We start from the raw sequence: 21,861 nt of genomic DNA on the forward strand, positions 1-21,861 counted from the left end.
AGAGGATTTCTTTACTAAAATATTTAAAATTATGAAATATATAGTACTCTTTTTAATAAGTAGTATTTGTTTTGGACAGCAAACATTAAAAGTTGATTTTAAAGAGCTAACAGCTGATTTGACTCTAAATGTAAATTCAAAATCAATTTCAGGAAAAGTAACCTATGAATTTGAAGTGCTTTCAGAGATTGATAACATCAAAATTGATGCTGTAAATATGAAATTTGATAAGCTAACTATCAATAAAAAAGAAGTCGAGTTTATTGCCACAGAAAAACAATTGGTTTTAACAGAAGGCTATAAAAAAGGGAAAAATATTTTATCATTTGAATACGAAGCAAATCCAAAACAAGCATTATATTTTACAGGAAGTGGTGACGATTTACAAATATGGACACAAGGACAAGGTAAATACACGAGTAATTGGTTACCAAGTTTTGATGATGTGAATGAAAAATTGATTTTTAACCTTTCGTGTACTTTTGATAAATCCTTTTATGTGCTTACTAATGGAGAATTGATTGAAAAAGATTTTCAAACCAATGAAACTAAATGGACTTATGAGATGAAAAATCCAATGAGTTCGTATTTGGTAGCTTTAGTAGTCAGTAAATTTGAAAAGCAAATTGTGACTTCAAATTCAAAAGTTCCAATTGAGTTATATTTAGCTAAAAAAGATGAAGATAAATTTGAATCAACTTACAAGTATACCAAAGATATTTTTGATTTTTTTGAGAAAAAAATTGGAGTTGATTATCCTTGGAAAGTATATCGACAAGCTCCAATTAGAGATTTTTTATATGCTGGAATGGAAAACACAACCTTTACTATTTTTTCAGAAGATTTTGTAGTTGACAATGTTGGTTTCAATGATAAAAATTATGTAAATGTAAATGCTCATGAATTAGCTCATCAATGGTTTGGTAATTTGATAACTGCGAAAGAAAGTAAACACCATTGGTTGCAAGAAGGATTTGCAACATATTATGCCTTGTTAGCCGAAAGAGAAGTTTTTGGAGATGATTATTTCAATAATGAATTATTAATGATGGCAGAAGAATTAAGAGAAGCTTCCTTACAAGATGACAATCCTATTTTAAGTGACAAAGCCAGTTCATTGACTTTGTATAAAAAAGGAGCTTGGGCTTTATTTGTGATTCAAGCAAATATCGGAGAAGACAAATTTGATAAAGCCATTAAAAATTATCTAAAAAAATACCAGTATGGAACAGTTGAAACCGATGATTTTTTAGCCGAAATTAAAAATGTTTCAGATTATGATGTTTCAGCTTTTAAAAAGAAATGGTTAGAAAATGCTTTTTTTGATTGGAATGAAGCTGTAAATTGTATAAAAGATAGTAAATTCATGAAAGAATATCTTGCAGTTAGACAATTAGAAACTGTTTATTTCAATAATAAAAAATCTAATTTCAAAGCTATTTTGGAAGATAAACATTTTCACCCAATTTATCAAGAAATAGTATATCAATTAAAAGATGTAGCTTATTTAGATAAAAGAGAATTTGTGTTTCAAATCTTTGACTTAAAAGATATTAGAGCTAAAAGAACAATGGCTGAATCTTTCGACTTAATTCCTAAAGAACTAAAACCACAATATGAAAAAATGTTTGCAGATCATTCTTATATCAATAGAGAAATAGCTTTATACAAACTTTGGACTACTTTTAAAGATCTTAGAACAAAATATGTAGATATTAGTAGGTCTTGGATTGGACAAGATTATAATTTAAGATTTGCACATCTCATTTTAAAAGCCGTTACTTACAAAAATGACCCTGTAATTTATGAAACTGCTATTACTGAATTAGAACAAATGACCAAAGAAGGGTATAACATAAATGTAAGACAAAAAGCCATTGAAAATTTAATGCAATTAAATCAAGTAACAGATACGGTTTTAAAATCTCTGATTGATTTATCTCTTCATCAAAAATGGCAAGCCGTAAAATTTGCAAAAGATACTTTGAGAGAATTATTAAAATCTCAAACCATAAAATCAAAATTAGAAAATCTAAAAAGCGTATCTTCAGTTGAAATTAGTAATAGAATAGATTACTTTTTAAACGAATAATAATACAATTTTATACCTTTAAGAAAATAAACAGGAATGAATGCATTGGTAATTTCAGGTGGTGGAAGTAAAGGAGCTTTTGCTGGTGGTGTAGCACAATATTTAATAGAAGATTTAAATAAAGAATATGATATGTATTATGGAACTTCAACCGGAAGTTTGTTGGTTTCTCATTTAGCGTTGCGAAAAGTTGAAAAAATTAAAGAAGTTTATACTTCGGTAAATCAGAAAAGTATTTTTAGTAATTGTCCCTTTATTATTAAAAAGAAGTTTGGTGAAGATGTAATTGAAATCAGTCACTTTAACGTTTTGAAAAATTTCTGGAAAGGTTCAAAAACGTTTGGTGAAAGTAAAAACTTAAAGAAGTTATTAAAGAAAGTTTTTACAGAAGAAGAATTTATTTTTCTAAAAAACAGCAATAAAAATATTGTGGTCACTGTTTCCAATCTATCCTTAAATACGGTTGAATATAAATCCATTAACGAATGCACTTACGAAGATTTTTGCGATTGGATTTGGATTTCATGCAATTATATTCCTTTTATGTCTTTAGTGAAAAAAGACGGTTGCGAATATGCAGATGGTGGATTTGCAAGTATGATTCCAATTGAAGAAGCTATAAAAAATGGAGCAACTCACGTTGATGCTATCATTCTTCAAACTGAAACTCCATTGTATAATCGTTTACCAGCAAGAAGTGCTTTTACAGCTTTGACAAATCTATTTGCATTTATGATGGATAGAATAGAATATCAAAACATCAAAATAGGGAAATACGAAGCCAAATTCAAAGGAGCAACAATTAATTTTTATTATACACCTTCAGTTTTAACAACAAACTCTCTGATTTTTAATAAAGAAAAAATGAAAGAATGGTGGCAAATTGGATATGATTATGCCAAATCTAAAGATGTTGATACACAAGAAATTCCTGTGGAAGAATAATTAAAGAATACTTTTCAATTCTTCTTTAATAAAACTAATTGCAACACTCGTTGGAGCTTCCATTTCAGTTAATTCTCTTAAAACAGCTTCTCTTAATTGACTAGCAGTAGCAATTTCAGGATTGATTGAAGTTTTGCGAATCAATTGAACCGTTGTAGTTTTTGATTTGTTAATCACATCCCAACATTCATTAGTAATGTAAATTTGTTGCGATAAGTTATGTTCAAATTCTGTTTGAATAGCATGAATTAATAAGGTAGCATAATCATTTTTGTCTTCCGTTGGAGGAGCAATTCTTAATAACAGTTGTGCTGGATGAATTCTTTCTAAAAATAAAACCATTCGCTCATAAGCTTGTAAGCGTAATGGTAAAGATTCTTTTTGATTTTCTTTTAATAATAACCAACGTCTAGTGTTTTGTTGGTCTTTAAAATAAGAGGTAAAAAAGAAATAAGCAACGCCACCAGTTATTAAAGAAGGTAAAGTATATGAAATAATTTCTATTATTTTTGAAGTATCCATTAGTTTTAAATTTTGGAGTACAAAGAAAACATTAAAAAGATAAAATTCCAATTTTAAAATCCCAAATTCCAAATGCATCTTTTTAAAATTGCTATTGCACTTGAATTTGTAAAAACCTATTTTTGTACATTACTTAAATTCTTATGATTCAAGACCACATTAATAAATTAAACGAAGCACAAAGAGCTCCTGTAATTCAGAAAGATGGACCAATGATTGTTATTGCTGGTGCAGGTTCGGGAAAGACACGTGTTCTTACGGTTCGTATAGCTAATTTAATGAGTCAAGGTGTTGATTCGTTTGACATTTTAGCTTTAACGTTTACCAATAAAGCAGCACGTGAAATGAAAAAACGTATTGCAGATATTGTTGGAACTAATGAAGCAAAAAACCTTTGGATGGGAACATTTCACTCTGTTTTTGCTCGAATTTTACGTTCAGAAGCCGATAAATTAGGTTATCCTTCTAATTTTACGATTTACGATACACAAGATAGTGTTCGATTAATTTCAGCCATTATCAAAGAAATGCAATTGGACAGAGATGTTTATAAACCCAAACAAGTTTTAAGTAGAATTTCATCTTATAAAAACTCATTAATCACAGTAAAAGCTTATTTTAATAATCCAGAATTACAAGAAGCTGATGCGATGAGCAAAAAACCACGTTTAGGTGATATTTATCAAAATTATGTAGATAGATGTTTTAAAAGTGGTGCTATGGATTTTGATGATTTATTATTAAAGACTAATGAATTATTAAATCGTTTTCCAGAAGTTTTAGCCAAATATCAAGATAGATTTAGATATATTCTAGTAGATGAGTACCAAGATACCAATCACTCACAATATTTAATTGTTAGAGCTTTATCTGATAGATTTCAAAACATTTGTGTTGTGGGTGATGATGCGCAGAGTATTTATGCATTTCGTGGAGCCAACATCAACAATATTCTGAATTTCCAGAAAGATTACGATAACGTACAAATGTACCGTTTGGAACAAAATTATCGTTCATCAAAAAATATAGTGGAAGCGGCAAATAATATCATTGACAAGAATAAAACAAAATTAGATAAGATTGTTTGGACAGCTAACGATGATGGAGAAAAAATAAAAGTCCACAGAAGTATCACTGATGGTGAAGAAGGTCGTTTTGTGGCTGCAACCATTTTTGAACAGAAAATGAATAAGCAATTAGATAATGGTCAATTTGCTATTTTATACAGAACCAATGCACAATCACGTGCTATGGAAGATGCTTTGCGTAAGCGCGATATTCCTTATCGAATTTATGGAGGTTTATCTTTTTATCAAAGAAAAGAGATTAAAGATGTTTTATGTTATTTGCGATTAGTCATTAATCCAAAAGATGAAGAAGCTTTAATTCGTGTTATAAACTATCCAGCAAGAGGAATTGGAAATACAACCATAGAAAAACTAACAGTTGCAGCTAACCATTTTAAACGTTCCATTTTTGAAGTCATGGAAAATATTGACAAGATTGATTTAAAACTAAACGCTGGAACAAAAAATAAGTTGCAAGATTTTGTAACGATGATTAAGAGTTTTCAAGTCATTAATGAAAATCAAGATGCTTTTTATTTAGCTGATCATGTTACTAAAAAAACAGGTTTAGTTCAAGAACTTAAAAAAGATGCTACACCAGAAGGAATTGCTCGTATCGAAAACATAGAAGAACTTCTAAACGGTATTAAAGATTTTATTGAAGGTCAAAAAGAAATTGATGGAGCAAGAGGAGCATTGTCTGAATTTTTAGAAGATGTTGCCTTAGCAACCGATTTAGATAAAGATACAGGTGATGATGATAGAGTAGCCTTAATGACTATTCACTTAGCAAAAGGATTAGAATTTCCTTATGTTTTTATTGTTGGATTAGAAGAAGATTTATTTCCAAGTGCTATGAGTTTAAGTACTCGAAGTGATTTAGAAGAAGAAAGACGTTTGTTTTACGTGGCTTTGACTCGTGCTGAACATCAGGCTTATTTGACTTATGCTCAATCAAGGTATCGTTGGGGAAAATTAGTAGATAGTGAACCTTCTCGTTTTATTGAAGAAATTGATGATGTTTTTTTAGAATATTTAAATCCTTCTGACACTTCAAATTATAGGTACAAACCTATGATGGATATTGATATTTTTGGAGATATTGATAAATCTAAATTGCGTTTGTCAAAACCAACTGCTGGAACTCCACCAAAGCATTTGAGCTATGACGAAAAGCCTAGCGTAAACATTCGCAAGCTAAAACCTGTTTCAAGTAATTCTCCTTCAAACGTTAATTTATTTGATAGTAAGTTATCAGTTGGAAATATTGTAATGCACGAACGTTTTGGAAAAGGTGAAATCCTTAACATTGAAGGAGTAGGAGGCGACAAAAAAGCTGAAATCCGTTTTGATGTGGGTGGAATCAAAAAACTATTACTTCGTTTTGCTAAATTGCAGATTTTAAGCTAAAATTTATTTTGAATAAAAGCTATTAGTTTGGTGTAAGCATCCAAAGTATCTGTTTGCGACCAATCACCATGACCACCATTGTAAAGGTTAAATTCATTATAAACTCCTAATTGGCCTAACTTTGCATGCAAATCAACTCCTTGTGAAGTTGGAATTAATGGATCAGCATTTCCATAAAACAAAATAGTAGGTACAGAAGAAGTTGTTGCTCTAAACAATGGACTTAACTGTTCATAATAAGTCGGATTATCAGCATAATTTACACCAGTTAAATTATAATATAAATCCAACCAAGCTTGATTATTGGTGTAATTTGGATCTGTAAAGTTCGTAGGTCCAACAATACTACAAACCATTTTTATATCATTATTGGCATTGTAACCATAACTATACAACATCGATAAATGTCCACCAGCACTTGTTCCAACAAACCCAAAATCATCTGAAATCCCATAGTTTTCATTCTTTAATTTTTGAACAATGGCATCAATATCATCAATTTGCATTGGGAAAGCATAATTTCCTGCAGAAGCTAATCTATAATTTACATTGGCAATAGCATAATCAGGTAAAAATTGTTTGATGATATCAACAGCATAATTCATATCAGCTTTGTCACCTTCAATCCAAGCACCACCATGAACTAGAATTAGCGTTTTTGTATAGTTCGAACTTCTGTTTGCTGGAAGATGTAAATCAAAGACTTGTTGAGCATCTGTTCCATAACTGACATCCAACATGGTTTTAGCAATTGTTAATTCAACGGGATCATCATTTTCTTCATTTGAACAAGAATAAATGGGAATAAGTAAAAATAACAGTAAACCAATAAATAAATTGTTTGTTTTCATGTGCAGTTATTTATTTTAATTTTTAGGTCACATGTTATCGCTTATTTTTATTGGTGTTTTTTTAAGAAAAAAAACTTCTTATTTATAGCGATTTCATAGTGAATTTCTATCTTTGAACTAAAGTTACTAAAATAAAAACGATAATTTTTCTTTAATAGTATCAAAATCAGTACCAAAAAAACATTATAATGGCAGAATTCATACGAATTTACGAAGATAAACCTAGTGAAGCTTCTATCAAAAAAGTTGTCGCGGTTTTGAGAAATGGAGGTTTAATAATCTATCCAACAGATACTGTTTATGGATTAGGTTGTGATATCACAAATTCTCGTGCTTTAGAACGAATTGCAAAAATAAAAGATGTCAAGTTAGAAAAGGCAAATTTTTCATTCATTTGTAATGATTTGAGCCATATTTCGGATTATGTCAAACAAATTGACACAGCTACTTTTAAAATACTCAAAAGAGCTTTACCAGGACCATACACATTTATTTTGCCAGGAAATAATGATTTGCCAAAAGAATTTAGAAAGAAAAAAACAGTTGGTATTCGTGTTCCTGCCAACAATATCGCTTTGGAAATTGTTAAATTATTAGGAAATCCTATTGTTTCAACTTCCATTCATGACGATGATGAGGTAATTGAATATTCTACTGATCCTGAATTGATTTTTGAAAAATGGCAAAACAAAGTAGAATTAGTCATTGATGGTGGTTATGGTGATAATATAGCTTCAACAATTATAGATTTATCAGGTTATGAGCCAGAAGTGATTCGTGAAGGAAAAGGAAGTTTAGATATATTATAGATGAAGTATATTAAGAATTTAGTTATTATTTCTTTTATTTGTGTATTAAGTAATAATGTTTTAGCACAGAATATTTTTGGAGAAATTTATGATGAAAATAATGAACCTTTATTAGGAGCAACTGCTTACATTGAAGGAACTTCATTAGGCTCTATGACCAATCAAAGAGGTTTTTTTGAAATTATAGTATCATCTGAAATAAATGCATCGTTGATTATTTCTTATATTGGTTATGAAAAAATAATAATTCAAAAACCTAAATTAGGTTTAAAATATAAAATCTACTTAAAACCTAAAACAGAAGAATTAAATGAAGTTGTTCTTAATGAGTCCATTTTTTCGAGAAAAAGAATGATGCGAGTTTTCAAAGAACAATTTCTAGGCGAAACAATTTCTGGAAAAAAATGCATCATAGAAAATGAAAATGAAATTTATTTTTATTATGATGCGAAATCAAAAAAATTAGAAGCTTATTCTGATGTACCTTTAGTGATTGATAATCCTTATTTAGGATATAAGGTATATTATGATTTGAGTAGGTTTGAAGTAAATTATACTGAAGCACTTACATTAGATTCCAATTTAATTTATTCATCTGTTTACTCAGGAGATTCAAGGTTTGTTGAAACAGATACTACTGCAACAGTAGTAAAAAGGCGTGATAGAGCTTTTGAAGGTTCAATAACTCATTTTATGAGAGAATTAAAAAACAATAATTTTAGTGAAAAAGGTTTTCAAATATTTGAAGACGGTTATATATCAATTCCAGAAGAACATTTTACTATACAAGATACTTTAGGAATGACAAAACTTACGATGCTTTCAACTCCAAAAAATAGAACTGATCTGAATTTTAAAAAAACATTAAATATTGTCTATAAATATAATGAACAATCAAAAATAACTTTTTCAGCTTCAACTTTTTATATAGATCATTTTGGTTTATTTTCAGATTATGAAATAATGCTTTTTTCAGGAGTATTAACCGATAAAAGAATTGGAGATTTGTTGCCTTCTAATTATGGTATTAATTAGAAAGAATAATTTTAAAATTACTTTAAATTCTTATTTACAACAATTTATATGTTTCTAATATATTTAAAACAAAAAAAATCCAAAAGCATTAAACTTTTGGATTTTTTATACATTTCGTACTTATAACTTTGTAAATCGTATTTTAGAATTATTCTTTACTCAAATTTTTCATTTCTTTTTCAATCATATCATAAAACTGATCGATTTTTGGTAAAATGATAATTTTTGTTCTTCTATTTTTTTGTCTATTTGCCGGTGTATCATTATCCGTTAATGGAACATAGTAACTTCTTCCAGCTGGAATTAATTGTTTTGGATCAACACCCAAATCGTTTTGTAACACTCTAACAATAGATGTAGAACGTTTTACAGATAAATCCCAGTTGTCTAATAATACACTTGATTTAAAAGGAACGTTGTCTGTATGACCTTCAACCATACATTCAAAGTCTGGTTTGCTGTTGATTACTTTTGCTACTTTTGCTAAAACATCTTTAGCACCTGAGCTTACTTCATAACTTCCTGATTTAAACAATAGATTATCAGCAATTGAAATGAATACAACTCCTTTTTCTACATTAATTTTAATATCAGGATCGTTAATACCAACCTCTCTTTTTAAACTAGTTACTAAAGCTAATGTAACACTATCTTTTTTAGTTAAAGCATCTTGTAAACGATTAATTTTCAAGTCTTTTTCTTTTAAACTTTCCAAAGATTTTTCAAGATTTGTAGCTCCTTTTGAAGTCAAAACAGTTAATTCTTTTGAACTATTAATCAAATCCGAATTATTTTTCTTTAAATAATCAATCTGATCAGCAAAAGCTTTTTTCTCAGTCAAACAATTGTTAAGCTTAATTGTTGCTGAATTTAATAAATCTTGAGTTTCTTTGTTTTTAGCTTCTAATGCGGCTATTTTTTTCTTTGTTCCACAAGAAGTCATTGTGAAACCAATTACTAATAGGGATAAAATTACTTTCTTCATAATGTTTAATTTTTTAACAAAAGTATATAGAATTTGATAATCTTTATAAGATTATAAGATAAAATATTGTTAAAATAATTCCAAAAAAATCTTGCGTTTTCCTATAAAATAAGAAAAAACTATTGATTTTATTTTGAAATAGTTAGGTTTAAAAGTAGATTTTCTTTTGTTAAAACATACACCAAACTTTAAGTAAAAATGCAAGTGAGCTCTTCCAACTGCTAAAAAATGTTTGAATTTTCCTTGCAGTAAAAACTTACAAGCAGCAATTCCATCCAAGAGCATTCGAATAAATAGAATTTGGAATAATTTAGAAGAAGGTAAATTTTTAATTAACATAAAAAGTGAATTTCTAAAATTCAAGTAGGTTTTATGAGGGTTGGCAACATCCAAAGTAGCACCACCAACATGATAAACTACAGATTTTGAAGTAAATTTTGCTTGATATCCTAAATTAAAAGCTCTCCAACACAAATCAATCTCTTCTTGATGTGCAAAAAAATCAGAATCAAAACCATTTAATTCATGAAAAACTTCTTTTTTAATAAATAAGCAAGCACCTGTTGCCCAAAAAATTGTCGTCTCATCATTATATTGGCCTTTATCTTCTTCAACAGTTTCAAATATTCGACCTCGACAAAATGGATAAGCATATTTATCAATAAATCCACCAGCTGCACCAGCATATTCAAAATGAGTTTTCTTTTTGTAATCTAATATTTTTGGCTGAATTATAGCTGTTTTAGGTTCACTATCAAATAATTCAATGATAGGATTTAACCAATTTTCTGTGACTTCAATATCAGAATTTACCAAAGCATAAAAAGGTTCATTCACAAATTGAAGTGCCTCATTATATCCTTGAGCAAAACCAAAATTCTCCTTATTCTGAATAATTTTTACCGAAGGAAATTCATTTTTTAAGACTTCAATAGAATCGTCCGTTGAAGCATTATCAGCTACATAAATAGTTGCATTTTCAGAATATTGCATAACTGAAGGCAAAAATTGTTGTAACAAGGTTGAACCATTCCAATTTAATATGACAACTGCTATTTTATTCATGCAAAGTAAAATAAGGTAATTCTCTTAAAAAACTATATTGTTCTTTTTCAAAATCCATTTCGCAAAAGTAATGATTTCGACCATTAGTTACCATTAAATAGTTGGCCTTTAAAATCAAATTATATCTAGCAATTTGGTCAAATGTAGTTTGGCTTATTGAAATTTCAGGAGCTTTACATTCGATTAAAAGAAAAATAGAACCATCTTTATTGAAAACGACAACATCATAACGTTTATTCATGCCGTTAACTTTTACGATTTTTTCAACATTTATATAAGATTTTGGATATTTTCTTTCTTCAATCAAAAAACGAACAACATGTTGACGTACCCACTCTTCAGGAGTCAAAAGAATAAATTTTTTTCTGATTTCATCAAAAATAGACACTTTATTTTCACTATTTTTGAATCGGAAAGAATATGTTGGAAAATTTAGAGGTTGCATTTGACAAATCTATAATCAATTCAACAAATAAACAAATAAACAATTAAACAGATTTTGGACGAAGTCATTCAAATTACAAAAGATATAAAATCAGGAAACATCAAACCCATTTACTTTTTTATGGGAGAAGAACCTTATTATATTGATAAACTCACTGAATTTATTGAAGAAAATGTATTGCAAGAACACGAACGTGACTTCAATCAAACAATTATATATGGAAGAGATGCAACTATTGAAGATATAGTTTCAAATGCAAAACGTTTTCCCATGATGGCTGACAGACAAGTGCTGATTATAAAAGAAGCACAAGAATTATCTCGACATATTGATAAATTGGAGAGCTATTTAGAAAATCCACAATTAACAACAGTATTAGTTTTTGCCTACAAATACAAAACCTTAGATAAGCGTAAAAAAGTAACCAAGTTATTAGCTAAAGCTGGAATTGTTTATGAAAGTAAAAAGCTGTATGAAAATCAAGTAGGAACTTGGATTACTAAAGTTTTAAAAGGACAAGGTTATGCTATTGAACCAAAAGCAACTTTAATGTTAGTAGAGTTTTTAGGAACAGATTTATCTAAAATCAGTAATGAATTAGATAAATTAAAAATTGTATTACCAAAAGGCCATACTATTTCTGCAAAAGATATTGAAGACAATATAGGAATTAGTAAAGATTATAATAATTTTGAATTACGAAAAGCTATTGGAGAAAAAAATCAATTAAAAGCGTATAAAATTATTGATTATTTTGCACAAAATCCAAAAGACAATCCAATTGTGGTTACAACGAGTTTAGTGTTTAGCTTTTTTTCTCAACTATTACAATATCATGGGACTAAGGATAAAAATCCAAAAAATTTAGCAAGTGTTTTAAAAGTGAATCCTTATTTTTTGAAGGATTATGATGTAGCATATCGAAATTATCCAATGAAAAAAGTTAGTGCAATAGTGGCAACTTTGAGAGATATAGATGTAAAAAGCAAAGGTGTTGGTGCCAATGCTTTACCACAAGCTGATTTGTTAAAAGAAATGTTGATTCATATTTTTAAATAGTAGGTTTAAGAAATTAACGTTTACAACCAATATCAATCACGAAATTTCAATTAATTTTTCAACTTGCAATTGAACTTGAAAATGGTATCTTTGTTATTTTAGATTAAAATATAAAATATAAAATATAAAATGGGAATGAATAAAAACACGGTATTAGCTTGGGCTACCTTTATAATGATTTTAATGGGAATTATAATTATTGGCTTAGGAATTTATAGATATGATGATGTAGCAGGTTGGGGATTTGCAGCCGTAGGAATAGGTTTTTTTGCAATCGCATGGGTTTTCAATGCACTTAAAGGAAGAGTTTAATAACTCATTGTTTTTTGGCTTTAACCAACGGAAAACATACAATTCAATAAATAAATTTTTAACAATTCAACAAAATAAAAATGTCAGACGATAAGAAAGTAATATTTTCAATGTCTAAAGTAAATAAGATTTACTCTAGCACAAATAAACAAGTTTTAAAAGATATTTATTTAAGTTTCTTTTATGGGGCTAAAATCGGAATTTTAGGATTAAATGGTTCAGGTAAATCTTCATTACTAAAGATTATTGCTGGTTTAGATAAAAATTTCCAAGGAGATCTTGTTTTCGCACCAGGTTATAGAGTTGGTTATTTAGAACAAGAACCGCAACTTGACGAAACAAAAACAGTTATTGAAATCGTTAGAGAAGGAGCAGCAGAAATTTATGCTTTATTAGACGAATTCAATACTATTAATGACCAGTTTGGATTACCAGAAGTTTATGAAGATGCAGATAAAATGCAAAAACTAATGGACAGACAAGCTGACCTACAAGATAAAATTGATGCAGCTGGAGCTTGGGAAATTGATAACAAATTAGAAGTTGCCATGGATGCACTTAGAACTCCAGAAGGAGATACACCAATTAGTGTGCTTTCTGGTGGGGAAAGAAGACGTGTAGCTTTATGCCGTTTATTATTACAACAACCAGATGTTTTGTTGCTAGATGAGCCAACCAACCACCTAGATGCAGAATCTGTTCTTTGGCTAGAACAACATTTACAACAATATGCAGGTACAGTAATTGCTGTAACTCACGATAGATATTTCTTAGATAACGTAGCAGGATGGATTTTAGAATTGGATAGAGGAGAAGGCATTCCATGGAAAGGAAATTATTCTTCTTGGTTAGATCAAAAAACAAAACGTATGGAGCAAGAAGAAAAGTCTGCTTCAAAACGTAGAAAAACATTAGAACGTGAGTTGGATTGGGTTCGTCAAGGAGCCAAAGGAAGACAAACTAAACAAAAAGCACGTTTACAAAACTACGATAAACTTTTAAACGAAGACCAAAAAGCACTAGACGAAAAATTAGAAATTTATATTCCAAATGGTCCTAGACTAGGAACAAATGTTATTGAAGCTAAAAACGTTGCTAAAGCTTTTGGAGATAAACTATTATACGATAACTTAAATTTTACACTTCCTCAAGCTGGAATTGTTGGAATTATTGGTCCAAATGGAGCTGGTAAATCAACTATTTTCAGAATGATAATGAAAGAACAAGAACCTGATGCTGGTGCTTTTGAAATAGGTGATACTGTAAAAATTGCATATGTTGATCAATCACATTCAAATATTGACCCCGAAAAATCAATTTGGGAAAACTTCTGCGATGGTCAAGAATTGATTATGATGGGTGGAAGACAAGTAAATTCAAGAGCATATCTTTCTCGTTTTAACTTTGGTGGAAGTGAACAAAATAAGAAAGTATCAACACTTTCTGGTGGAGAACGTAACAGATTGCATTTGGCAATGACTCTTAAAGAAGAAGGAAACGTTTTACTTTTGGATGAGCCAACCAATGATTTGGACATCAATACACTTAGAGCATTAGAAGAAGGTTTAGAAAACTTTGCAGGTTGTGCTGTAATTATTTCGCATGATAGATGGTTTTTAGATAGAGTTTGTACCCATATTTTAGCTTTTGAAGGAGATTCAGAAGTATATTATTTTGAAGGGAGTTTTTCTGAATATGAAGAAAACAAACGCAAACGATTAGGTAAAGAAGTTACGCCAACTCGTATCAAATACAAAAAATTAATTAGATAATCTTAGCTTATTTTATTAAAAAATAAACACATAGTATCCCTTTTATTTGTAATCACTTCCTTTTCAGTCTACTCACAATCGAGTTTGACTAAAAAGGAAGTCATTACTATGTTAAATCAATCTGGTAATTATTTTAATGATTTAGAGAACGAAAAATCTTTAAATGTTGCAAAAACAGCTTTGCATCATTCTATTGAATTAAACGATGATTTACTAATTGCCAAATCCTATAATCTTATCGGATTGAATTTTGATGAATATTTGTATCCTGAAAAAGCTGTTGAATATTACGAAAAGGGTTTAAAACACGCTAATTTAACAGAAAATGATTCCGTAAAGCAGTGGCTTTATAACAATTTGGGTAATGTGTATGCTTACAGTAAAGTTGACATTACAAAAAGTATCTTGTATTACAAAGAAGCTTTAAGTTATGCTGTTAAAATTAAAGATGAAGTTGAAATAAATTATATCAAACAGAATATTGCAAGTGCATATTTTGCTGAAAAAAAATATAATATAGGAAAGATATATTTAGATGAAATTTCAAGCTATGTTTTAAGAAAAGGTCAAGTTGAAGCTCGAATGACGTACTATTCTCTACTTGGAGAATATTATAATAACTTGAAAAACGACATACTCACCGAAAAATATTACCTTAAAGCTGTTGAAATTTCTAAAGAAAACAAACAAGAATTGATTGAAAGTAATATTGCTGATCTTTATTATAAAGTTTCTACTTTTTATGCAAAAGAAAAAGATTATGAAAAAGCTTATTATTACTTAAATCAAAGTGAAGTTATAAAAGATAAAGTTTATAACGACGATAAAATTTCAGCTATAAAAGATACTCAATCTTCAATAGAACTTGATGAATATAAAAGACAAATAGATAAAATTGAAGAAGAAAATAAACTTTACGTAAAAAGTTTAAGTATTAATAAAACTATTAATATTTTGTTGTTTTCTCTTTACATAATCATCGGAATATTATTTATTTTATTATTTAAGAACCACAAAATAAGAAAAGATTTAAATACTACACTTGAAGTTCAAAATTCAAAATTAGAAATAGCAAAAATTAAAGCAGAAGAAAATGCTAATTTAAAAAGTCAATTTGTATCAACTGTTACACACGAAATTAGAACACCTTTATACGGAATTATAGGATTAATTGATTTATTGGTTGAAGAAAATAAAGAATTCAAAAACAATCAAAAAATTAAATCATTAAACTTTTCAGCTAATTATTTACTAATGCTAATTAATGATGTTTTACAAACCAATAAATTAGAAAGTAAAAATGTAATTTTAGATTCTAATAAATTTTCGGTTACGCAAGTTTTTAAAAAAGTAATTAATTCTCTACAATATTTAGCCAAACAAAATAATAATAAAATTGAATTTACTATTGACAATGATTTTCCTAAATATGTTTACGGAGATAAAACAAAATTTGTTCAAATTATAATGAATTTAATTACTAATGCTTTAAAATTTACTAATAAAGGTATAGTGAAAGCAGAAGTAAAAATTTTACATATTACTGATAAAAAGGTTGACATTCAAATAAATGTTTGTGATAACGGAATTGGAATTGATGAAAAAGAACAAAAACTAATATTTAATAAGTTTATTCAATTAAACCGAAAACAAACTGATTATCAAGGAACTGGTTTAGGATTATATATTGTAAAAAGTTTAGTAGATATTCTAAATGGTAAAATTGTACTCGAAAGCAAAGAAAACGTCGGAACTACTATTCATTTAAATTTAAGCTTTAGTCTAGTTGATGAAGGTTTGCCAAAGATTTCAAAAACAACATTGAGAAAAATAAAAAGTTCTGTTAAAGTTCTTATTGTTGAAGATAATAAGATAAATCAAATGGTTACTAAAAGAATTTTAGATAAAAATGATTTTATTACCACAGTTGTTGAAAACGGATTTGATGCTATAAGTAAAGTTGAAAAAATTAAATTCGATATAATTTTAATGGATATTAATATGCCAGAAATTGACGGTTTTGAAACAGCCATTCGAATTAGAAATATAAATCCCAAAATACCGATAATAGCTTTAACGGCAACAGACGCTAACGAAATTAAGAGCAAAATTAGTCAATCAGAAATAGATGAAGTTATTGTAAAACCATTTGATGAAAAAGAACTGATTTCGATGATTTATAAACAAATCAAAAAATTTAAAAAACAAAAAAAAGAATAATTTTGACGGACTTAATAAATCATATATGAAAAAAAACTTCTTATTTCTTGGACTCTTTATATTTTTAATTTCTTGTCAAGATGATTCTAAATTAGAAACTATAACTGTTGATAATAAATATTCTCTAGATGTGTTTACAAATATGTCTAAATCAACTGAATTAAATGACGAAGCTTCTCTTCAATATCAAAATATTTTTAAACAATTATATGTTGTAGTTATTGATGAGAGTGCAGATCAATTTGAAAATATTATAGTTGAAAATCAACTCCAAGATGATTATAGTGCAGATTTGGATGGTTATACCAAATTAATTGTAAATGGTTTTGATACTGATTCAGAAATACAAAACCATTCTGAACCAAAAGATATTACAATAAACGGTTTAGATGCTAAATTGTTTGAATTTAATGGTAGAGTTAATGATTATGATATTTACTACAAATTAGCCTTTGTAAAAACCAAAAAATCGTATTATCAAATTATGACTTGGACTTTATTAGATAACAAAGAGAAATTGAAAGAAAAAATGGATAAAATGATTTATTCTTTTAAAGAAATTAGAAGTAAAACAGTAGCAAAAAAAAATTAAATAAAAAAGAAGCTAAATTTTAGCTTCTTTTTTTAATTAATACCAACGTTTCTTATTCTTCTTTGAAGCCTCAGATTTTCTGGAATTTGTATTTTTCTTTTTATTTCTCAAATCAGGTTTTTTATCTGAATTTTCAACTACAGCATTTACATCCAAAACATAAGGATGATCTTCAACAACTTTGATTTTTAATCGAATCAACTTTTCAATATCTTTCAAATAAACCTTTTCATCTTTATCACAAAATGAAATTGCTAAGCCGCTTTTTCCGGCTCTACCAGTTCTACCAATTCGGTGTACATAGGTTTCCGAAATATTTGGAATATCAAAGTTAATTACAAAAGGTAGATCATCAATATCAATTCCTCTTGCAGCAATATCAGTTGCCACTAAAACTGTAATATTTTGATCTTTAAAATCATTCAAAGCTCTTTGTCGAGCGTTTTGCGATTTATTTCCGTGAATTGCAGCAGCTTTAACACCATTTTTGTCTAAAGCCTTCACAACATTATCTGCTCCATGTTTTGTTCTAGTGAAAACTAAAATATTTTTTAAATCATCATTTCTAATTAAATGATACAATAATTTTCGTTTATCACCTTTATCCACAAAATATACTTTTTGTGAAACTTTTTCTGCAGTACTAGAAATTGGATCTACAGAAATATATTTAGGAGAAGTCAAGAATTTATCAGCTAATTCTCTAATAGCAACAGGCATAGTTGCTGAGAATAATAAGGTTTGACGATTATCTGGAGTTAGTTTAACAATTTTCTTTACATCGTTAATAAAACCCATATCTAACATTTGATCGGCTTCATCTAAAACCAAATGATGCAAATGATTTAAATCAATAAAACCTTGTTTGTTTAAGTCTAAAAGTCTTCCTGGTGTTGCAATCAAAACATCAACCCCTTTTCGCAATTGATCTACTTGTGAAACCTGACTTACACCTCCAAAAATTACTAAAGATCTAATGTTGGTATATTTTCCATAAGCATCAAAATTTTCTTGAATTTGGATGGCTAATTCGCGAGTTGGAGTAACCACAAGTGTTCTAATATGTTTTACTTTCTTATTTGAACCAACAATTCTGTGAATTAAATTGATGATTGGAATGGCAAAAGCACCTGTTTTACCAGTTCCTGTTTGAGCACAAGCTACTAAGTCTAAACCTTCTAAAACTGCTGGAATTGCTTGCTCTTGAATAGGAGTAGGGTTTTCATAACCAATCTCTTGAACTGCTTGTTGTATATTGGGAATTAAATTTAATTCTTTAAAAGTCATTTGTATTATTTTCGACAAAGGTAATCATAATAAAACTAACAAAAATCAATTGTACGAAAAACCAAAATCATTACAACATTTTACTTTTCATAAAGTCGGTGATCAAATAAGCAATTAATTTTCCCGTTAAATGATTATTATTAGTAAGATCTAAATCGGGAGCACCTTCACAAATATGTAAATAAGAAGCGTTTTTATGTTTTCCAAAGTGATGAATAAATTGACGTGCTTTATCAACTCCAAAACCCGAATTTGTCATGGCACTTGAATAAATTCCAGGAATAGCATCCAAATCCATTTCAATTCCAAATGGTTCGTTTTTGATATAATCTAGCGCTACATCTAATTCAGTATCAAAACTCTTTTCTTTTCGTACATCAATTTCTTCATAAGTATTATAATTAATCGTCTCAGGAATTGACTTTATAGTATTGAATACACTTTTAGAGACAAAGCCCTCATGTAGTCCAAAAACAAAATATTTTTTTAGAAAATGTTCTTCAAATGCATAGGTAAATCCATTTCCAGAATGTCTTCCTTCCATAATTCTAAAATCAGTATGTGCATCAAAATTAATTGCATTAACCATTTTTCCTTTTCCTAAAGCTAATCCTTTTATATTTCCGTAAGCATTGTTGTGTCCACCACCAATAATAATAGGAGTTTTTCCAAGTTTTACTATAGCACTGACAATATGAGAAACTTCTTTGTCAATCTGTTCCACTAATTTAAACAGTTTCTTTCTGTCTTCTTTGTCGTTTGGATTTAAAATTTCTGCTTTTTCCATCTCTTTTTCAACATCCAAATGACCTAAAAGAATTAGTTTGCTTCCTTTGCAAAATTTATTGTGCTGAATGTTTACAAGGCTTTTTAATGCACTAAAATAAGCAGAAGAAGTTCCAATTCGCCCAAAATTAGCTTTCACTCCAATATCTTCAGGAATTCCAACTAAAACAAACGGAGCGTCAGATTTTGAAATAAATTCTAAAATATCACTATCTTTGGGTATAGTAATAATTCGTTCCCCAAACTTGACTTCACCGCTTCTATGATTGGTAATTGCGGCTAAATCTGAAATGCTAAACTGTACAAAGTTATCCATAAATGATAAAAAAAATGAAATCAAAAATACTATAATCTTATATATTTTCGTTATTAAATCTAAAGAATGTACATTTGTACAATAAAAAAAATATTATTAAAAAATGGAAAGTAATCAAAACAATTCAAAATTAAAGGCCATAATCCTTATTCTATCGCTACTTTTATTAGGTAGCATGGCTTATATGTTTAAAATGAGTTCAGATTCTAAAAAAGAAATTGAATTAAGCGAAGGAAAGTACGATAAGATACTATCCGAGAAAGAGTTAGTTTTAAATGATTTAGAACAAATGAAAGCAATGTACGATAGTGAAATTGCAAGTAATACTTCATTAAAAGAAGAATTAGAAGCAGAAAAAGCTAAAGTTGAAGCTTTAATGGTTCGAGTTAAAAAAGGAGAATCTGTAGCAAATTACAAAAATGATTATATTCGTTTAAAGAGAGAAATGGATAGTTTAATTGCTGAAAACAGCAAATTAAAAGAAGAAAACCTGCTTTTAAATAAAAATTTAGATAGCACAAATGTTGTTTTAGAAGAATCAAAAATGTTTAATGACACTTTGTTGAATCAAAATGAAAAATTATCTAAAACTGTTGAAAAAGGTCAAAAATTAGTTATTGTAAATTTAAAAACAATAGCAGTTAAAGAAAGAAGTTCAGGAAAACAAATTGAAACAGAAAAAGCAAGCAGAGCAGATAAATTAAAAATCAGTTTTACAATTGCGGAAAATTCGTTAGCTAAATCTGGAGAAAGAGAATATTATGTACAAGTTATAGATGCTGTAAATAATGTTTTAGGTGATAAAAAATCAGTAACATTCAATGATAAATTATTAACCTATAGTTTTATTTCAAAAGTAAAATACAACAATAATACTGTTGATGTATATGAAGAATTATCAGGTAAAGACTTTGCAAAAGGAACGTATTACATCAATATTTTTAATAAAGGAGATTTAGTTGCAAATTCAACATTTGAATTGAGATAAATTCACCAATTAAATTAAAATCTAAAAAGCATCATTTTTAAAATGATGCTTTTTTTTATAAGATAAATTCACCTTCAATCATTACTTTCTCAATCAAATTACTTGTAAACTCATAAGGCAATTGATAAAATGAAGTTAGCGGTTTTGTTATAATTATATTCGCTTTTTTGCCTTTGGTGATACTTCCATGAGTTTTGGAAATTCCCATGGCATAAGCACCATTTATTGTGGCAGCATTTACTGCTTCTTCAGGAGTCATTTTCATTTTAATACAAGCTGCTGCGACGACAAAATTCATATTTCCTGATGGAGTTGTTCCTGGATTAAAATCGGTTGCAATAGCTAAAGGCAACCCTGAATCAATCATTTTTCGTGCTGGTGTATAGGGAATCGTTATAAAATAAGAACAACTAGGTAAAGCAACAGGCATTGTTTTACTGTTTTTTAAAACGTCAATATCTTTATCTGTTACAACTTCTAAATGATCAACCGATAAAGCATCATGTTCCACACAAGCTTTGATTCCATCAATAGCTGTAAATTGATTGACATGAATTTTAGCGGGTAAACCATATTTTTTTCCAGCTTTCATGATTTTGATTGTTTCATCTACTGAAAAATAACCAGTTTCTAAAAATGCATCAATATAATCGGCTAATTTTTCTTCAGTAATTTTGGGAAGCATTTCATTGATTATTAAATCGATATAAGCCGAATGATTTTCTTTATATTCCGTTGGAAATGCATGAGCACCTAAAAAAGTTGCTTTAATTTCTATAGGATAATTTTCTTTTAACTTTTTAATCACTCGAAGCATTTTCAATTCTCCTTCAACAGTCAACCCATAACCCGATTTAATTTCAACAGCACCAGTTCCTTGTCGCATAACTTCCTCTAAACGAAGTTTTGATTGATTGTAAATTTCAACTTCAGAAGTTTCATTAAGTTTTTTAGACGAATTTAAAATTCCACCACCACGATTTGCAATTTCTTCATACGAAAGTCCATTTATTCTATCTACAAATTCTTGAACACGATTTCCTGCATAAACAATATGTGTGTGACTATCTACCCAAGTTGGTAAAACAATTTTTCCAGTAGCATCTATAATTTTTACATCATTAAGTGTTGGACATTCATCCATATTTCCAAAATCAACAATGATATTATTTTCAATCAATAAAAAAGCATCATAAATTATCGGTAAAACTTTCATTTCTTTACCAGATACCATTTCTACTGGGTTTTCTCTAACTTGAAGCAATTCTTTAATGTTAATAAGTAGTGTTTTCATTGTTTGTAA

Annotated in this window: 19 protein-coding genes; 11 read left to right on the forward strand and 8 right to left on the reverse strand. The window is 28.6% G+C overall.

The genetic code is table 11. The annotated features are described in order from the left end of the window. The first annotated feature begins 31 nt into the window (after positions 1 to 31). Positions 32 to 2,092 carry a M1 family metallopeptidase gene (locus AABJ49_RS01835; protein WP_338375591.1) on the forward strand — a complete coding sequence of 687 codons (2,061 nt, stop codon included), beginning with the start codon at positions 32 to 34 and terminating at the stop codon, positions 2,090 to 2,092. Between the two features lie 36 nt (positions 2,093 to 2,128). Beyond that, positions 2,129 to 3,037 carry a patatin-like phospholipase family protein gene (locus AABJ49_RS01840; RefSeq protein WP_338375593.1) on the forward strand — a complete coding sequence of 303 codons (909 nt, stop codon included), beginning with the start codon at positions 2,129 to 2,131 and terminating at the stop codon, positions 3,035 to 3,037. Here the strand turns inward: AABJ49_RS01840 and AABJ49_RS01845 are convergent, their stop codons facing one another. Continuing rightward, positions 3,038 to 3,559, reverse strand: coding sequence for a hypothetical protein (locus AABJ49_RS01845; protein WP_338375595.1), 522 nt, complete (start codon positions 3,557 to 3,559; stop codon positions 3,038 to 3,040). A gap of 146 nt (positions 3,560 to 3,705) precedes the next feature. On the opposite strand from AABJ49_RS01845, the gene AABJ49_RS01850 reads away from it, so the two are divergent. Next, positions 3,706 to 6,036: a UvrD-helicase domain-containing protein gene (locus AABJ49_RS01850; protein WP_338375677.1), complete on the forward strand. Its 2,331-nt coding sequence runs from the start codon at positions 3,706 to 3,708 to the stop codon at positions 6,034 to 6,036. Here the strand turns inward: AABJ49_RS01850 and AABJ49_RS01855 are convergent. Then, on the reverse strand, positions 6,033 to 6,887 hold the full coding sequence (locus AABJ49_RS01855; protein WP_338375597.1) for an alpha/beta hydrolase: 855 nt from the start codon (positions 6,885 to 6,887) through the stop codon (positions 6,033 to 6,035). The two genes, AABJ49_RS01850 and AABJ49_RS01855, sit on opposite strands and share 4 nt — an antisense overlap. Positions 6,888 to 7,075: 188 nt before the next feature. Here AABJ49_RS01855 and AABJ49_RS01860 point away from each other — a divergent pair, with 188 nt between their 5' ends. Both AABJ49_RS01860 and AABJ49_RS01865 read left to right on the forward strand, forming a co-directional pair. Further along, complete coding sequence (locus AABJ49_RS01860; RefSeq protein WP_338375598.1) at positions 7,076 to 7,696, forward strand: L-threonylcarbamoyladenylate synthase; 621 nt, start codon at positions 7,076 to 7,078, stop codon at positions 7,694 to 7,696. Then, positions 7,697 to 8,731, forward strand: a complete 1,035-nt coding sequence (locus tag AABJ49_RS01865) for a carboxypeptidase-like regulatory domain-containing protein (protein ID WP_338375601.1) — start codon at positions 7,697 to 7,699, stop codon at positions 8,729 to 8,731. It begins immediately after the preceding gene. Positions 8,732 to 8,879: 148 nt separating this feature from the next. On the opposite strand, the gene AABJ49_RS01870 is transcribed toward AABJ49_RS01865, so the two are convergent. The 3 genes from AABJ49_RS01870 to AABJ49_RS01880 form a co-directional block, all read right to left on the reverse strand. Next, positions 8,880 to 9,716 carry an OmpA family protein gene (locus AABJ49_RS01870; RefSeq protein ID WP_338375602.1) on the reverse strand — a complete coding sequence of 279 codons (837 nt, stop codon included), beginning with the start codon at positions 9,714 to 9,716 and terminating at the stop codon, positions 8,880 to 8,882. 69 nt (positions 9,717 to 9,785) lie between these two features. After that, positions 9,786 to 10,781: a glycosyltransferase family 2 protein gene (locus AABJ49_RS01875; protein ID WP_338375605.1), complete on the reverse strand. Its 996-nt coding sequence runs from the start codon at positions 10,779 to 10,781 to the stop codon at positions 9,786 to 9,788. Beyond that, positions 10,774 to 11,226: a type I restriction enzyme HsdR N-terminal domain-containing protein gene (locus AABJ49_RS01880; RefSeq protein ID WP_338375607.1), complete on the reverse strand. Its 453-nt coding sequence runs from the start codon at positions 11,224 to 11,226 to the stop codon at positions 10,774 to 10,776. The genes AABJ49_RS01875 and AABJ49_RS01880 overlap by 8 nt, the downstream gene beginning before the upstream one ends. Before the next feature lie 54 nt (positions 11,227 to 11,280). On the opposite strand from AABJ49_RS01880, the gene holA reads away from it, so the two are divergent. The 5 genes from holA to AABJ49_RS01905 all read left to right on the forward strand — a co-directional run bounded on the left by holA (position 11,281) and on the right by AABJ49_RS01905 (position 17,181). Continuing rightward, entirely contained in the window at positions 11,281 to 12,285 is a 1,005-nt protein-coding gene (gene holA, locus AABJ49_RS01885; RefSeq protein ID WP_338375608.1) for a DNA polymerase III subunit delta, read from the forward strand. Positions 12,286 to 12,414: 129 nt separating this feature from the next. Next, positions 12,415 to 12,597: a CAL67264 family membrane protein gene (locus AABJ49_RS01890; protein ID WP_338375610.1), complete on the forward strand. Its 183-nt coding sequence runs from the start codon at positions 12,415 to 12,417 to the stop codon at positions 12,595 to 12,597. Between the two features lie 80 nt (positions 12,598 to 12,677). Next, on the forward strand, positions 12,678 to 14,369 hold the full coding sequence (gene ettA, locus AABJ49_RS01895; protein WP_338375612.1) for an energy-dependent translational throttle protein EttA: 1,692 nt from the start codon (positions 12,678 to 12,680) through the stop codon (positions 14,367 to 14,369). Positions 14,370 to 14,477: 108 nt separating this feature from the next. Continuing rightward, positions 14,478 to 16,589 carry a response regulator gene (locus AABJ49_RS01900; RefSeq protein ID WP_338375613.1) on the forward strand — a complete coding sequence of 704 codons (2,112 nt, stop codon included), beginning with the start codon at positions 14,478 to 14,480 and terminating at the stop codon, positions 16,587 to 16,589. 25 nt (positions 16,590 to 16,614) lie between these two features. Further along, positions 16,615 to 17,181, forward strand: a complete 567-nt coding sequence (locus tag AABJ49_RS01905) for a hypothetical protein (RefSeq protein ID WP_338375615.1) — start codon at positions 16,615 to 16,617, stop codon at positions 17,179 to 17,181. 36 nt (positions 17,182 to 17,217) lie between these two features. On the opposite strand, the gene AABJ49_RS01910 is transcribed toward AABJ49_RS01905, so the two are convergent. Both AABJ49_RS01910 and AABJ49_RS01915 read right to left on the reverse strand, forming a co-directional pair. Further along, positions 17,218 to 18,468, reverse strand: a complete 1,251-nt coding sequence (locus tag AABJ49_RS01910) for a DEAD/DEAH box helicase (protein WP_338375617.1) — start codon at positions 18,466 to 18,468, stop codon at positions 17,218 to 17,220. Between the two features lie 70 nt (positions 18,469 to 18,538). Next, complete coding sequence (locus AABJ49_RS01915) at positions 18,539 to 19,570, reverse strand: formimidoylglutamase (protein WP_338375619.1); 1,032 nt, start codon at positions 19,568 to 19,570, stop codon at positions 18,539 to 18,541. 103 nt (positions 19,571 to 19,673) lie between these two features. Here AABJ49_RS01915 and AABJ49_RS01920 point away from each other — a divergent pair, with 103 nt between their 5' ends. Beyond that, positions 19,674 to 20,558, forward strand: a complete 885-nt coding sequence (locus AABJ49_RS01920; RefSeq protein WP_338375621.1) for a hypothetical protein — start codon at positions 19,674 to 19,676, stop codon at positions 20,556 to 20,558. Between the two features lie 55 nt (positions 20,559 to 20,613). Here the strand turns inward: AABJ49_RS01920 and hutI are convergent, their stop codons facing one another. Then, the gene (hutI, locus tag AABJ49_RS01925; RefSeq protein WP_338375623.1) at positions 20,614 to 21,852 is read right to left on the reverse strand and encodes an imidazolonepropionase; all 1,239 of its coding nucleotides are present in this window, start codon (positions 21,850 to 21,852) and stop codon (positions 20,614 to 20,616) included. Positions 21,853 to 21,861 lie beyond the last annotated feature (9 nt).

The organism is uncultured Flavobacterium sp., from assembly GCF_963922255.1.
Classification (GTDB): Bacteria; Bacteroidota; Bacteroidia; order Flavobacteriales; family Flavobacteriaceae; genus Flavobacterium.